This window comes from Haemophilus pittmaniae, assembly GCF_900186995.1.
GTDB classification, from domain to species: Bacteria; Pseudomonadota; Gammaproteobacteria; order Enterobacterales; family Pasteurellaceae; genus Haemophilus_D; species Haemophilus_D pittmaniae.
In genome coordinates this window covers 207,401-220,399 of record NZ_LT906463.1, presented here as the reverse complement: position 1 = coordinate 220,399, position 12,999 = coordinate 207,401, and the positions used below count along the sequence as shown (strand labels likewise).

The following is a 12,999-nucleotide window of genomic DNA, read 5'->3' as shown; positions in this document are numbered from 1 at the left end:
TTATTTCCAGCCCTTGGCTTTACAAATTAAGTCATAAGCGGCTTGAATTTGTTGCGCTTTTTCTTTAGCCATTGCCATCATTTCTGGAGGTAATCCTTTCGCTACCAGCTTATCCGGATGATGTTCGTTCATCAGGCGACGATAAGCACGTTTGACGACGGTTTGGTCGTCATTTGCTGATACCCCGAGGACTTTGTAAGCATCGTCTAAGCTTGGCCCAGAATGGGGCTGATAACCACCTTGTTGATATTGTCCTTGATATTGTTGATAGCCGCCTTGTTGCTGATATTGCTGATATTGTTGATAGAAACCGCCTTGGGCAAATTGGCGTGCTGCCATCTCCATAGCCAGCATTTGTTCGAACTGAAAACGCGAAAGCCCAAGCTCTTCGGCGATCACAAATAGTACTTCCTTTTCGCCTTCATGCAATTGGGAGTCGGCAAATGCTGCTTGTACTTGAATATGCAGGAACATTCGTAACAAATCGGCCCGTTGGGCACAACCAATACGAAATTCACGGATTACTTGGCGGATTGGAAAATTGCTTTCTTTACCGCGACAAAACGCATCCTGAGCTAATTGGCGGGCAGCATCATCGAGTTTCATTTGTGCCATTAATTGGTTGGCAAGTTGAATATCCTCTTCGGTAACATGTCCTTTAGATTTACTCAAATGGCCCAATACCGCGAAGGTTGTTTGTCGAAACAGATCCTGACGGGTGGTTTTGCGTTTGAAAAAACTAGAATTGACCGAACCCAGTTCATACAGTTTTTTATCGGCGATGGCACCTAAAATCAGGCCGATAATGGCACCCCAAAAACCGCCGAATTTGGCACCAATGAAGACGCCTAAAATTTTTCCGATAAAATGCATTGATTTCCTCTGTGGGGCGTAATGCCCGTTAGCCAAGCGAGAGTGTTTTAAATGGTGACAAATCGGAATTTATCAAGCATTCACACCATATTTTGTTCGGTAATCGCGCATTGCCGCTAAATGTTCAGCATATTGTGGGGCATTTTCAATGAACTGCAACAAATCATCTAAATCCACGATAGACAATACATGGCATTGATAATCCCGTTCGACCTCTTGAATCGCAGATAACTCCCCCTTGCCCTTTTCTTGACGATTGAGGGCGATTAATACTGCGGCCAGTTCAGCCTGATTTTGCTCGATTAAGGTCATAGATTCGCGAATCGCAGTACCTGCGGTAATTACATCATCAACTAATAACACGCGTCCTTTTAATGGACTACCGATAAGGTTACCCCCCTCACCGTGATCCTTGGCTTCTTTGCGGTTAAAGCACACCGGTTTATTGATACCAAATTGATTAAATAGTGCAATGGAAAAGGCTGTCGCAATAGGGATGCCTTTATAGGCCGGACCAAAAATTACATCAAATTGTAGTCCGCTTTGTTGTGCGGCTGCCGCGTAAAATTCGCCTAACTTGGCGAGATCTTCACCTTGGTTAAATAATCCTGCGTTGAAAAAATAGGGGCTTTTGCGGCCGGATTTTAAGATGAATTCACCGAATTTCAGCACATTGCGGCTGAGGGCAAATTCGATAAAGTCGTGTTTATAACTTTCCATTGTGTGTCCTTATTCGGCTAATGCGGCGTGTTGGGCTGCAAAGATTTGTTGGCAGCCGCCTTTAGCTAATTCCAACAAGCGTAGTAATTCCTCTTGGGCAAATGGTTCGCCTTCAGCGGTACCCTGCACCTCAATAAAACGGCCATCTTCCATCATTACTACGTTCATATCGGTTTCAGCTGCAGAATCTTCCACATACTCCAAATCGCATACTGCTTCGCCATCAACGATGCCGACGGAAATCGCAGAAACCAATCCCTTAATTGGGTTTTCTTTTAAGCTACCGTTGGCGATGAGTGTGTTAATTGCATCGCTTAATGCGACAGCTGCGCCGCTGATGGAGGCGGTACGGGTACCCCCATCGGCTTGGATAACATCACAGTCTAGGGTGATAGAACGTTCACCGAGGGCTGTTAAATCAACCATGGCACGCAATGAGCGGGCGATCAGTCGCTGGATTTCCATGGTTCTTCCGCCTTGTTTACCTTTGGCGGCTTCACGTTGCATACGGCTATGGGTGGAACGTGGCAACATGCCATATTCAGCGGTAATCCAACCTTGATTTTGGCCTTTTAAGAAACGTGGCACGCTTTCTTCTACGGAGGCAGTACATAAAACTTTGGTTTCACCAAATTCGACTAATACGGAACCTTCAGCATGTTTGGTGTAGTGACGGGTAATTTTAATTTCGCGGGGTTGATGATTGGCCCGATTATTTGGACGCATAGAAATTCCTTGTTTTTGAGTCAAAAAAAGCGTGCTTATTCTAACACGCTTTTACTATTTTACTTTTTGATTTTATGTTATTCAGTGATACGTTCGAATTCGCGAATTTTCTCAAAGGTTTCCGCTAAATCTGTCGCATAGTTTATTTTTTGCAGCGCACTCACACTATTGGATTTCACCAGCATACGTAAAGGCTGGAATTGCATATTACATAAATAAAGTTGTTGATGTGGCAGCATGTGTTGCACGAAGTGGGTCAAGGCATGAATTCCCCCGGTATCCAAAACGGTAACTGCATCACACTGTAAGACAATATGTCTGATTTCGTGATCAGTATGTACGGTTTTATCGTGTAATTCGGCAAAAACTTTATCTGCTGCGGCAAAGAAGAGCGGGCCACTAATACGATAAGCCAACACATCCTGCAGATCATCTGGTACGCTTTGCTCAATGGATTTAGTCATTTCCGCAATGGAACGAATAAATAATAAGCTAGCCAATAACACACCAACGGAAATGGCAATGACCATATCGAAGATAACCGTAAGTATGGTACAGGTAAAGAGAACCGCAATTTCATTACGTGAAGAGCGGCGAGCCAAGCGAATGATTTCCCCCACGTTTGCCATGTTCCAAGCGACCATTAAGAGCAGGGCCGCCATGGAGGAGAGTGGTAAATAGGAAAGTGCTTTGGCAAAGAATAATAGGGCAAATAATACCAGTAAGGCATGCACTACACTGGCAATTGGCGAAAATGCACCGGATTTGACATTGGCGGCGGAGCGGGCAATTGCTGCCGTAGCCGTAATACCGCCTAAAAATGGCGAGAGAATATTACCTAACCCTTGTGCCAATAATTCATTATTGGAGTGATGTTTGGTATCGGTCATGTTATCCAATACTACGGCACATAACAGGGACTCGATGGCACCTAATACCGCCATCGAAAAGGCGGCTGGCAATAAGGCCTGAATTCGGTCAAAGGTCCAGTGAATGGTTTCCCCTTGGGCATTTGGGATATTCCAAGGTAAGACAAATTCCGGTAGGACATTCGGAATACCATTACCGATGGTGCCATCGGAGAGTGTGTATTGGAAAGCCGAACCAATAGTAGCAACGGAAAAACCAAAATGTCCTAACAGCAATGCTGCGAGGGTTCCGATAATAACTGCCGGTAGATGACCGGGGATCGCTAAGCGTAATTTATGCCATTGGGTGAGAACTATCAGCGTGAGTATGCCTACGGCGCTATCGGCTAAGTTGATGGTCGGCAACGCCTGTACGATGGCGGAAACCTTGCCAATATAATGGCTTGGCATATGTTCAATGCTTAAGCCCAAGAAATCCTTAATTTGTAGCGTACCGATGGTGATTCCGATCCCGCAAGTAAAACCAAGGGTGACGGGAAGCGGAATATATTCAATTAATCGTCCTAAACGGAACAATGCCATTAACAGCAAAATTACCCCTGATAGCAGGGTAGCCATAAAGAGTCCGCTGATGCCAAATTGTTGGGTAATCGGATAGAGGATTACCACGAAGGCGGCAGTTGGACCGGAGATGTTAAAACGAGAGCCACCTAATAAGGCAATGGCAATCCCGGCCACGATTGCCGTGTATAGGCCATGTTGTGGTGGCACCCCGGAGGCAATAGCGAGAGCCATGGATAGTGGGATTGCGATAATTCCAACGGTGAGGCCGGCGATAATATCTTTGAGCAATTGTTGTTTGCCATAGCCTGCCCGAAACGCATCCTTTAATGCACTAAACGGTTTTACCGCAAGAAACACATTTTTCGAAAAAAGAGCCTTAAGTTGCATAAAAAACCTACAAAGTAGAAAAGAAAAGACTACATTCTAATCAAAAGTCCGAGAATTTTTTATGTTCTAGCGCAAAAAACTTGACTCTAGTAATCGAAATCCTTATAGTGCGCACACCTTAACACGGTGAGATGTCCGAGTGGTTGAAGGAGCACGCCTGGAAAGCGTGTATGTGCGAAAGTGCATCGGGGGTTCGAATCCCCCTCTCACCGCCATCCAATTCTAAACGACTGCAATTTGCGGTCGTTTTTTATTTCTTGCCTTCCTCATTTTCAGCGCTTCTTTGCAATCGATCAGATTAAACGCCCCCTTGAAAATCAGAGTTTTTCTAAAAACTTATTCTAAGTCATTGATTTTATTAGGTATGCAATAAAAAGCCCGCAATGGCGGGCTTTTTATGGATAGGGAAGGCGTGTTTAGTCGCGGAAGTTATTGAATTGGAACGGCTGGCCCAATTCTGCGCTTTTTACCAATTGAATCACTGCCTGCAAGTCGTCGCGAGATTTACCAGTGACACGTACTTGCTCGCCTTGAATTTGAGTTTGAACTTTGATTTTTGAATCCTTCACCAATTTGCTAATTTTCTTCGCCATGTCGGCTTCAATACCTTGTTTTAATTTGATTTCTTTGGTGTACAGTTTGCCGTGATGTTCGCTTTCCGTTGGAATATCCAATGAACTATGTTCAATGCCGCGCTTTACAAAAGCGCCAATCAGGATCTCAATTAATTGTTCCAATTGGAAATCGGATTCGGTGGTGACTTTCACCGTTTCACTTTTTTCATTTAATTCGATTACCGCTTCTACACCTCGGAAATCATAGCGTGTGCTTAATACGCGATTAGCATTTTCTACGGCATTGCGTACTTCGTGCATAGTGATTTCGGAGACAATGTCAAAAGATGGCATAATTTTTTCCTCATGCTTGGGATGAGCGGTTAAGCTCATCATAATAAATAATAATGGACGAACTATTTTCTAGTTAGATGAAATTCGATCATTTGCACTTAAAATACATAAAAGTGCGGTTAAGTCGGCAAAGTTTACCACGATCTGGGCTTGTTGTTGCACTTTGGGTTTTGCATGGAAAGCAACGCCTACGCCGGCTACCTGCATCATCGCTAAATCGTTAGCGCCATCACCAATGGCGAGGGTATTACAACGTTCAATATGAAATTGTTCAGCCAGTTGCAATAAGGTGTTGGCTTTATATTGGGCATCGACTACCGCACCTTGCACATTGCCGGTGAGCAGACCATCGATAATTTCGAACTGATTCGATGCCGCAAAATCCAGTTTAAGCCGTTCTTTTAAATGATCGGCAAAGTAGGTGAAGCCGCCAGAGGCGATGGCTGTTTTCCAACCATGCTGTTGTAAGGTTTGAATGGTTTCGACTAAGCCCGGCATAAGCGGTAATTTTTCCCGCACCTGTTGTAAGATAGTTTCCGGTGCTCCTTTGAGCGTGCCAACCCGACGACGCAAACTTTGCTCAAAATCCAGCTCACCACGCATGGCACTTTCAGTGATCGCTGATACTAGTTCACCGGTGCCGGCCAGTTTGGCGATTTCATCAATACATTCGATTTGAATGGCTGTCGAATCCATATCCATGACTAATAAGCCCGGTGTTTGCAAGGTTGCACCAAAATTTAGTGGTGCAATATCCAAGCCTGCTTGATGGGCAACTGAGAGTAATTCGGGGTGCCATTGGCCTTTTAGTAGGGCTACTTGATTTCCGCCAATCTGCCAGCTATCCACCAATAGCAAATTTTGTCCGCATTGCTGGGCGAAAGCGAGTAATTTGGTTTCATCGAGAGTCGTACCGTAAATGATAAAGGGATCGTTTGTCGGGGGAACTGCTAGTTCGGGTAATAAAGCAATAGGTTTGGCCGTGTTTTTGCTCAGGAGATTGGTCGGTTTTTGTGTTTGCATAGAAAATCCTGTAAATTGAGAAGCCGCGCTATTCTAGCGAATTTCCAGCAAGATTGGAAAAGGAGAGGGAAAAACGTGCAATTGGTAAAGGAAAAACTGACGAAGTCCTCCATGCTATTGGTGATTGTGGCTGCTATTATTGCCGCATTGGCCGTGATTTTGTTTGGTGTGCAGCAGTTTAAAATTGGCTCGCAATTAGCCAGTGTAAATCAGGTTGCTAATTTGTCGCACGTATTAGTGCGTCAGCAGGCAAATCTCTTGTCGGTGTTGCTGATCAATAACAGTAATAGCGAACAGCTAGCAGAAAGTTTAGATGATTTGTTGAAACAGCAGTTTATCTTGGATGCTACCATTTATGATAATAATGGCAAACAATTGGCGCAAAGTCGCTATTCGGGCAATTTACGTGAACAACTAGGCTTGGCTCCTAGTCAGCAAAAGATACCGACTCAACAAATTGTTGAACCCATTTATGCAAATGGTGGGGTTCGTGGTTTTTTACGGGTGACCTTTGATGCGCAATATGCGCAAACGACCCAAAACCAAATCGATCGGGTATTCCATCGATTATATGGTGAAATTTTATTGGTTTTCTTATTGGGCGCTTTATTGAGTGGCTCTATCTATTATTTTATTTATCATTATCGGCGGGCCTATCGAAATAAGGGCTCGGAGGCGAAGAGATTGCCTGTGCTAGTGGATAAAAAACCATCTCAACGATTTCATAGCCGACGTCGACGCAATTGAAATATCTTTGATTAATTACCGAATCTACCTCTAAATAGAGTAGAATGGAGTTAGATTTTTTTATAGGAGAACAAAATGGCAACTCGTAGACAACTCGCCAACGCAATTCGTGCGCTATCAATGGATGCAGTTCAGAAAGCAAAATCAGGTCACCCAGGTGCCCCGATGGGGATGGCGGATATCGCAGAAGTCTTATGGCGCGATTTCTTAAAACACAATCCAAACAACCCTAAATGGGCTGACCGAGACCGTTTTGTGCTTTCTAATGGCCATGGTTCAATGTTGATTTATAGCTTATTACATTTAACCGGCTATGATCTTTCCATCGACGATTTAAAACAATTCCGTCAATTACATTCTAAAACCCCAGGCCACCCAGAATATGGTTATGCACCAGGTGTTGAAACCACAACTGGTCCGTTAGGTCAAGGTATCACCAATGCAGTGGGGATGGCGATTGCGGAGAAAACCTTAGCGGGTCAATTTAACCGTGAAGGTCATGAAATCGTCGATCACCACACTTATGTGTTCTTAGGTGATGGCTGTTTAATGGAAGGGATTTCTCACGAAGCTTGCTCTTTAGCCGGCACATTAGGCTTAGGTAAATTAATCGCATTCTACGATGACAACAACATTTCGATTGATGGTCATGTTGATGGTTGGTTTAGCGATGATACAGCTGCCCGTTTTGAAGCTTACGGCTGGCAAGTGATCCGCAATGTAGATGGTCACGATGCTGAACAAATTCGTGCCGCAACCATTCTTGCTCAAGCAGAAAAAGAAAAACCAACGTTGATTATTTGTAAAACGATCATTGGTTTTGGTTCACCAAATAAATCTGGCTCTCACGATTGTCACGGTGCACCATTAGGTGATGAAGAAATCGCATTAACCCGTAAAGCACTAGGCTGGGAATATGGCCCATTTGAAATTCCGGCTGAGTACTATGCTGAATGGTCTGCGAAAGAAAAAGGCGCAGCAGCAGAAAAATCTTGGGAAGAAAAATTTGCTGCTTATGCAAAAGCATATCCTGAACTTGCAGCAGAATTTACTCGTCGTGTAAATGGTGAATTACCAGCAAATTGGGCAGTGGAATCTAAAGCCTTCATCGAAAAATTACAAGCCAACCCTGCGAGCATTGCAAGCCGTAAAGCATCACAAAATGCAATTGAGGCATATGCCCACGTATTACCTGAATTCTTAGGTGGCTCTGCAGACTTAGCAAGCTCTAACTTAACGTTATGGAGCGGTTCTAAACCAATTCGTGCACAGGAAAACGTAGGTGGTAACTATATCAACTATGGTGTACGTGAGTTCGGTATGTCTGCGATCATGAATGGTATTGCTTTACACGGCGGTTTCATTCCTTACGGCGCAACCTTCTTAATGTTCTACGAATATGCACACAATGCAGTGCGTATGGCGGCATTAATGAAACAACGCTCTTTATTCGTGTATACCCATGACTCTATCGGTTTGGGCGAAGATGGTCCAACTCACCAACCAGTTGAGCAAACCACCTCATTACGCTTAATTCCAAATCTTGAAACATGGCGTCCATGTGATCAAGTGGAATCAGCTATCGCATGGCAACAAGCGGTTGAACGTCAAGATGGTCCAAGTGCGTTGATCTTTACCCGTCAAAACTTAGCCCAAATGGACCGCACTTCTGCACAATTAGATATGGTTAAACGTGGTGCCTATGTGTTAAAAGACTGTGATGGTACACCTGAGTTAATCTTCATTGCGACAGGTTCTGAAGTAGAATTAGTAGTGAAAGCAGCAGATGTATTGAGTGCTGAAGGTAAAAAAGTACGTGTCGTCTCTATGCCAAGTACTAACCGTTTCGATAAACAAGATGCAGCGTACCGTGAAAGCGTATTACCTGCAGCTGTAACCAAACGTGTTGCGATTGAAGCGGGTATTGCGGACTTCTGGTATAAATACGTTGGCTTTGAAGGTCGCGTAGTGGGCATGCATGGTTTCGGTGAATCTGCACCGGCGGATCAATTATTTAAACTCTTTGGTTTCACCGTGGATAATGTGGTGGCAACCGCAAAAGAGATTTTATAATCTGATTCGATAGCTATAAACGGTTGTTTGGAGTTTCCAAACAACCGTTTTTTCTTTTTTAAAACAACTATAATAAAATCAATGACTTAGGTGTTGTTTTTGCGAAAGCTTATGTTTTCATGGGAGCGTTGTGATTGGCTTAATTGAGATGCTAGCGTGATTTTGTTAGAATGCGCGCGCTTTTTATTAAAGCGAGTTCGGATGAAGGTAGCTGGAGAGTAGGGAATTGACCCTACGCCGACGAGGTAAATCTTTCAGGCGCAATGGCGAGGACTGTTACCGGACGAACCCTTGGAGAGATCCGTGGCTTATGCGCACGGACGCCGAAGGCGCAAAAGTGAAATAATTGTTTCACCTCAAACGCTCAGGCAAAAGGACAGGGGCAAAAAGATATTCTGTATTTTTATTTCTTTTCACGGATACTTTTCGTCTCCTTGTCGCGTTTATTGTTTTTAGACGACGAGGAATCACAATGTCAATTACGACAATTTTATCAGCTATCGATAGCTTTATTTGGGGCCCTCCATTATTGATTTTATTGGTGGGAACCGGACTTTATCTCACTTTACGTTTAGGTTTTTTGCAAATTCGCTATTTGCCGCGGGCATTGCGCTATTTATTTCAACGGGATGCTAATAAGGGCAAGGGCGATGTCTCATCCTTTGCTGCATTGTGTACTGCGCTTGCTGCTACGATCGGTACGGGGAATATTGTGGGGGTGGCGACCGCAGTTCAAGCCGGTGGCCCTGGCGCAATTTTTTGGATGTGGTTGGTGGCTTTATTAGGGATGGCGACCAAATATGCTGAATGTTTGTTGGCGGTGAAATATCGCGTGCGGGATCGTAATGGCTTTATGGCCGGAGGTCCGATGTATTACATTGAACGCGGATTGGGGCTGAAATGGTTGGCAAGATTATTTGCGGTGTTTGGCGTGTTGGTGGCTTTCTTTGGTATCGGTACCTTTCCTCAAGTGAATGCGATTACCCATGCTATGCAGGATACCTTTAATATTCCGATCATTATTACGGCAGCGGTGGTGACTTTGCTGGTTGCACTGATTATTTTAGGCGGGGTAAAACGCATCGCTACCGCATCATCCTTAATCGTTCCTTTCATGGCGATTTTTTATGTGTCGGTATCTATTGTGATCTTGGCGATTAATTATGACAAATTACCGGCGGCCATCGAACTGGTTATTCATAGTGCTTTTGAGCCACAGGCAGCGTTAGGCGGGGCAGTTGGCTTTACGGTGATGAAAGCGATTCAATCGGGGGTTGCGAGAGGGATTTTCTCCAATGAATCCGGTTTAGGTAGTGCACCCATTGCGGCGGCTGCAGCACAAACCAAAGAGCCAGTACGTCAAGGTTTGATTTCCATGACCGGGACATTCTTAGACACTATTATTGTTTGTACGATGACTGGCTTAGTGTTAGTTATTACAGGTGCTTGGAGTAATCCGGAACTTGCTGGCGCTAGTGTGACAAACTATGCTTTCGCACAGGGATTAGGGACATCTTTTGGTGCGACTGTAGTGACTATTGGATTATTATTTTTTGCATTTACCACTATTTTGGGTTGGTGCTATTACGGTGAGCGTTGTTTTGTTTATTTGGTTGGTATTCGTGGTATTCGATTATACCGTTGGATCTTTATTATTTTAGTCGGCACAGGCTCTTTCTTAACGTTAGATGTAATTTGGATTCTAGCCGATATAGTCAATGGCTTGATGGCATTTCCTAACCTAGTGGCATTGATTGGGTTACGTAAAGTGATTATTTCGGAAACCAAGGATTACTTTGAGCGTTTGAAAAATAATCAGCGTGATTTGGATGAAATTCCATCTTGATTGGAGTGTTAAAAAACATAAGGGAGGCTTAGGCCTCCCTTACGTTTACAGCCTAACAGGATAACAGCTTTAGCCAGAAAGAAAATAGCCCGATATATTGAAATGCGAGCTAGATCATATTTTTTAATATTTGTTTTTTTATTTGCCTTTTTTACTTGAAAAATAGGGGCGGGGTCGATATGTTACTAGTAAATCAACCAAAGCCGAAAGGCTTTCATTTAAGCAAATGAGGTAAATGCTATGACACTCAATATCACAAGTAAACAAATGGATATTACCCCTGCAATTCGTGAACATGTTGAAGGCAGACTTGCAAAATTAGAGAAATGGCACACTCAACTGATTAACCCCCATTTCGTATTGAATAAGGTTCCTAACGGCTTTACGGTGGAGGCATCAATCGGTACCCCGTTAGGTAATTTGCTGGCTAGTGCCACATCAGATGATATGTATAAAGCTATCAATGAAGTAGAAGAAAAATTAGAACGGCAACTCAATAAGTTACAGCATAAAGGTGAATCTAAACGAGCAGATGAACGTTTGAAAGATTCCTTCGAATAATCCCAATAACGGCGGCCAATGTGGTCGCCGTATTTTTTTGCCTATTTTTACTAAGTGATTTTCATTCTATTTTTTAATTAGCCCGAGAATTTTTGACTCTGATCAAGAGTTTATTGATAAAAGGCTGTGATTTTAGGCATTTTTATTATACTTGCCGCAAATTTACCAATGGAGGCTGTTATGAGCATTACAACCATTTTAATTATTCTTGTCATTGGAGTGGCTGGATTTGTCGTTTTAACTTATAACTCTTTGATTGCTAAAAGAAATCAGGTGAAGAGTATTGAGGCGGGGGTCGATACCCAATTGAAACGTCGTTATGATTTATTACCTAATTTAGTGGCAACAGCAAAGGCTTATATGACCCATGAAGCAGAATTACTACAAAACATCGTTAGCTTACGGGAAAAAGCCCAGGCCACAAATTCTACAGCGGAAAAATTTGCGTTAAACAATCAGCTTTCCAGCGTGTTGAGTGGATTACGCATTCGTATGGAAAATTATCCGGATTTGAAATCGAACCAAAATATTTTGCATGTACAGCAAGCTTTAACCGATGTGGAAGAACAAATTTCTGCAGCTAGACGGGCATATAATGGTGCGGTTGAGGTTTATAACAATGCAATTGAAATGTTCCCTTCTAATTTGATTGCTAGACAGTTTGGTTTTACTCAGGCGAGTTTCTTCGATATTCCGCAAAATGAAGCTGAAGCACCGAATATGAAAACATTGTTTAGCGGTAAATAATGGAGCCAGTTATGCAGCAGGGGAAAGAAATTGAGGGAATTCGCTTTCCACAGTTGGAAAATTTAGAGAAAGAACGAATTGCACTCCTGAAATTTTCCACAAGGTTAGCTATTGGCTTATGTGTGGCTTTTATTTTCTTACTTGGAGCTTTAGGTGGAGGACACTATCTTTTCACTATTTTTATTATCGGCCTGATGGCCTATCTAATAAAACGGTTGATGGAAAATAAGAATGCCTTTGTTGCTCACTTTAAATCAAATGTAATTAATTCGATTGTTCAGCATTTTAATTTATCTTATTCCCCAACCTCCGGATTGAGCAAATTAGATTTTGATCATATCTATGATGTGAGTTGTGAAAGTTGGCGCAGTGAGGATTTGATTTACGGTGAACTTGATGGAATCAAGTTGGAAATAGCGGATATGAATGTCAGAAATATAGGGAAACATAGCAAGATCAAAATTAAACAGATGTTGCTAAAAGAGTTCTCCGGTATTCTGCTTAAAGCAACATTCCCAAAAGAGCTGACCCATGATGTTTATGTTTGCGATAAAGACGATTTCGGTGTTAGAAGAGCTGGAGAAAAGGCTCTTATGGACAATAACGAGTTCAATCGCTACTTTGAGGTGTTTTCTGATGATCAAATTATGGCTAGATACGCATTATCACCGCTTTTGATGGAAACTCTTTGTATATTGAAGCGTAAGTTTAATTGTCCGATCTCTTTGGTGTTTCAACGTCAAGAGATGCGTATGGCAATTAATTTAAAAATAGATAGTTTTGAACCTAATGCTCAAAGATCCCTGTTAGAGGATGAAACGATTAGGAATTATATCGTCGGGGTTAAGAGCTTTGTGGATATTGTGAAGGATTTAGGTTTGAATCGCACGATTTGGAAATCCTAAATTTATACAAATAAAAAGGCGAACCTTGGTTCGCCTTTTTTATGTTTTCT

General features: G+C 42.8%; 12 protein-coding genes, 1 tRNA gene and 1 riboswitch. Of the genes, 7 read left to right on the top strand and 6 right to left on the bottom strand.

Features of this window, described 5'->3' with window-relative positions; translation table 11 throughout:
* The 4 genes from djlA to dauA all read right to left on the bottom strand — a co-directional run bounded on the left by djlA (position 1) and on the right by dauA (position 4,139).
* Entirely contained in the window at positions 1 to 873 is an 873-nt protein-coding gene (djlA, locus tag CKV74_RS01035) for a co-chaperone DjlA (RefSeq protein ID WP_095176629.1), read from the bottom strand.
* A 72-nt stretch (positions 874 to 945) separates the two neighbouring features.
* Positions 946 to 1,593, bottom strand: coding sequence for an orotate phosphoribosyltransferase (pyrE, locus tag CKV74_RS01030; RefSeq protein WP_007241705.1), 648 nt, complete (start codon positions 1,591 to 1,593; stop codon positions 946 to 948).
* 9 nt (positions 1,594 to 1,602) lie between these two features.
* Positions 1,603 to 2,319 (bottom strand): ribonuclease PH, encoded by a 717-nt coding sequence (rph, locus tag CKV74_RS01025; protein WP_007241793.1) that lies wholly within the window; start codon positions 2,317 to 2,319, stop codon positions 1,603 to 1,605.
* Positions 2,320 to 2,396: 77 nt separating this feature from the next.
* Positions 2,397 to 4,139: a C4-dicarboxylic acid transporter DauA gene (gene dauA, locus CKV74_RS01020; RefSeq protein ID WP_095176628.1), complete on the bottom strand. Its 1,743-nt coding sequence runs from the start codon at positions 4,137 to 4,139 to the stop codon at positions 2,397 to 2,399.
* A gap of 125 nt (positions 4,140 to 4,264) precedes the next feature.
* Between dauA and CKV74_RS01015 the strand changes: the two genes are divergently transcribed.
* Positions 4,265 to 4,354: transfer RNA gene (locus CKV74_RS01015), tRNA-Ser, on the top strand.
* Positions 4,355 to 4,555: 201 nt separating this feature from the next.
* On the opposite strand, the gene CKV74_RS01010 is transcribed toward CKV74_RS01015, so the two are convergent.
* Both CKV74_RS01010 and serB read right to left on the bottom strand, forming a co-directional pair.
* Positions 4,556 to 5,047: a YajQ family cyclic di-GMP-binding protein gene (locus CKV74_RS01010; protein WP_007241518.1), complete on the bottom strand. Its 492-nt coding sequence runs from the start codon at positions 5,045 to 5,047 to the stop codon at positions 4,556 to 4,558.
* A gap of 69 nt (positions 5,048 to 5,116) precedes the next feature.
* Positions 5,117 to 6,070, bottom strand: a complete 954-nt coding sequence (serB, locus tag CKV74_RS01005) for a phosphoserine phosphatase (protein ID WP_007241789.1) — start codon at positions 6,068 to 6,070, stop codon at positions 5,117 to 5,119.
* Positions 6,071 to 6,145: 75 nt separating this feature from the next.
* On the opposite strand from serB, the gene CKV74_RS01000 reads away from it, so the two are divergent.
* The 6 genes from CKV74_RS01000 to CKV74_RS00975 all read left to right on the top strand — a co-directional run bounded on the left by CKV74_RS01000 (position 6,146) and on the right by CKV74_RS00975 (position 12,949).
* Positions 6,146 to 6,817 (top strand): YtjB family periplasmic protein, encoded by a 672-nt coding sequence (locus tag CKV74_RS01000; RefSeq protein ID WP_007241739.1) that lies wholly within the window; start codon positions 6,146 to 6,148, stop codon positions 6,815 to 6,817.
* A gap of 75 nt (positions 6,818 to 6,892) precedes the next feature.
* Entirely contained in the window at positions 6,893 to 8,890 is a 1,998-nt protein-coding gene (tkt, locus tag CKV74_RS00995) for a transketolase (RefSeq protein WP_095176627.1), read from the top strand.
* A 281-nt stretch (positions 8,891 to 9,171) separates the two neighbouring features.
* Positions 9,172 to 9,280, top strand: a riboswitch (glycine riboswitch).
* Positions 9,281 to 9,362: 82 nt separating this feature from the next.
* Complete coding sequence (locus CKV74_RS00990) at positions 9,363 to 10,736, top strand: alanine/glycine:cation symporter family protein (protein WP_007241798.1); 1,374 nt, start codon at positions 9,363 to 9,365, stop codon at positions 10,734 to 10,736.
* Positions 10,737 to 10,976: 240 nt separating this feature from the next.
* On the top strand, positions 10,977 to 11,297 hold the full coding sequence (gene hpf / locus CKV74_RS00985; protein WP_007241531.1) for a ribosome hibernation-promoting factor, HPF/YfiA family: 321 nt from the start codon (positions 10,977 to 10,979) through the stop codon (positions 11,295 to 11,297).
* A 180-nt stretch (positions 11,298 to 11,477) separates the two neighbouring features.
* Complete coding sequence (locus CKV74_RS00980; RefSeq protein WP_007241601.1) at positions 11,478 to 12,044, top strand: LemA family protein; 567 nt, start codon at positions 11,478 to 11,480, stop codon at positions 12,042 to 12,044.
* An 11-nt stretch (positions 12,045 to 12,055) separates the two neighbouring features.
* On the top strand, positions 12,056 to 12,949 hold the full coding sequence (locus CKV74_RS00975) for a DUF3137 domain-containing protein (RefSeq protein WP_007241612.1): 894 nt from the start codon (positions 12,056 to 12,058) through the stop codon (positions 12,947 to 12,949).
* Positions 12,950 to 12,999: the final 50 nt, after the last annotated feature.

Coding starts and splice junctions, on each gene's coding strand:
- serB (WP_007241789.1), bottom strand. CDS start 6,070: ATGCAAACACAAAAACCGACCAATCTCCTGAGCAAAAACACGGCCAAA.
- tkt (WP_095176627.1), top strand. CDS start 6,893: ATGGCAACTCGTAGACAACTCGCCAACGCAATTCGTGCGCTATCAATG.
- rph (WP_007241793.1), bottom strand. CDS start 2,319: ATGCGTCCAAATAATCGGGCCAATCATCAACCCCGCGAAATTAAAATT.
- CKV74_RS00975 (WP_007241612.1), top strand. CDS start 12,056: ATGCAGCAGGGGAAAGAAATTGAGGGAATTCGCTTTCCACAGTTGGAA.
- CKV74_RS00990 (WP_007241798.1), top strand. CDS start 9,363: ATGTCAATTACGACAATTTTATCAGCTATCGATAGCTTTATTTGGGGC.
- djlA (WP_095176629.1), bottom strand. CDS start 873: ATGCATTTTATCGGAAAAATTTTAGGCGTCTTCATTGGTGCCAAATTC.
- pyrE (WP_007241705.1), bottom strand. CDS start 1,593: ATGGAAAGTTATAAACACGACTTTATCGAATTTGCCCTCAGCCGCAAT.
- CKV74_RS00980 (WP_007241601.1), top strand. CDS start 11,478: ATGAGCATTACAACCATTTTAATTATTCTTGTCATTGGAGTGGCTGGA.
- hpf (WP_007241531.1), top strand. CDS start 10,977: ATGACACTCAATATCACAAGTAAACAAATGGATATTACCCCTGCAATT.
- CKV74_RS01010 (WP_007241518.1), bottom strand. CDS start 5,047: ATGCCATCTTTTGACATTGTCTCCGAAATCACTATGCACGAAGTACGC.
- dauA (WP_095176628.1), bottom strand. CDS start 4,139: ATGCAACTTAAGGCTCTTTTTTCGAAAAATGTGTTTCTTGCGGTAAAA.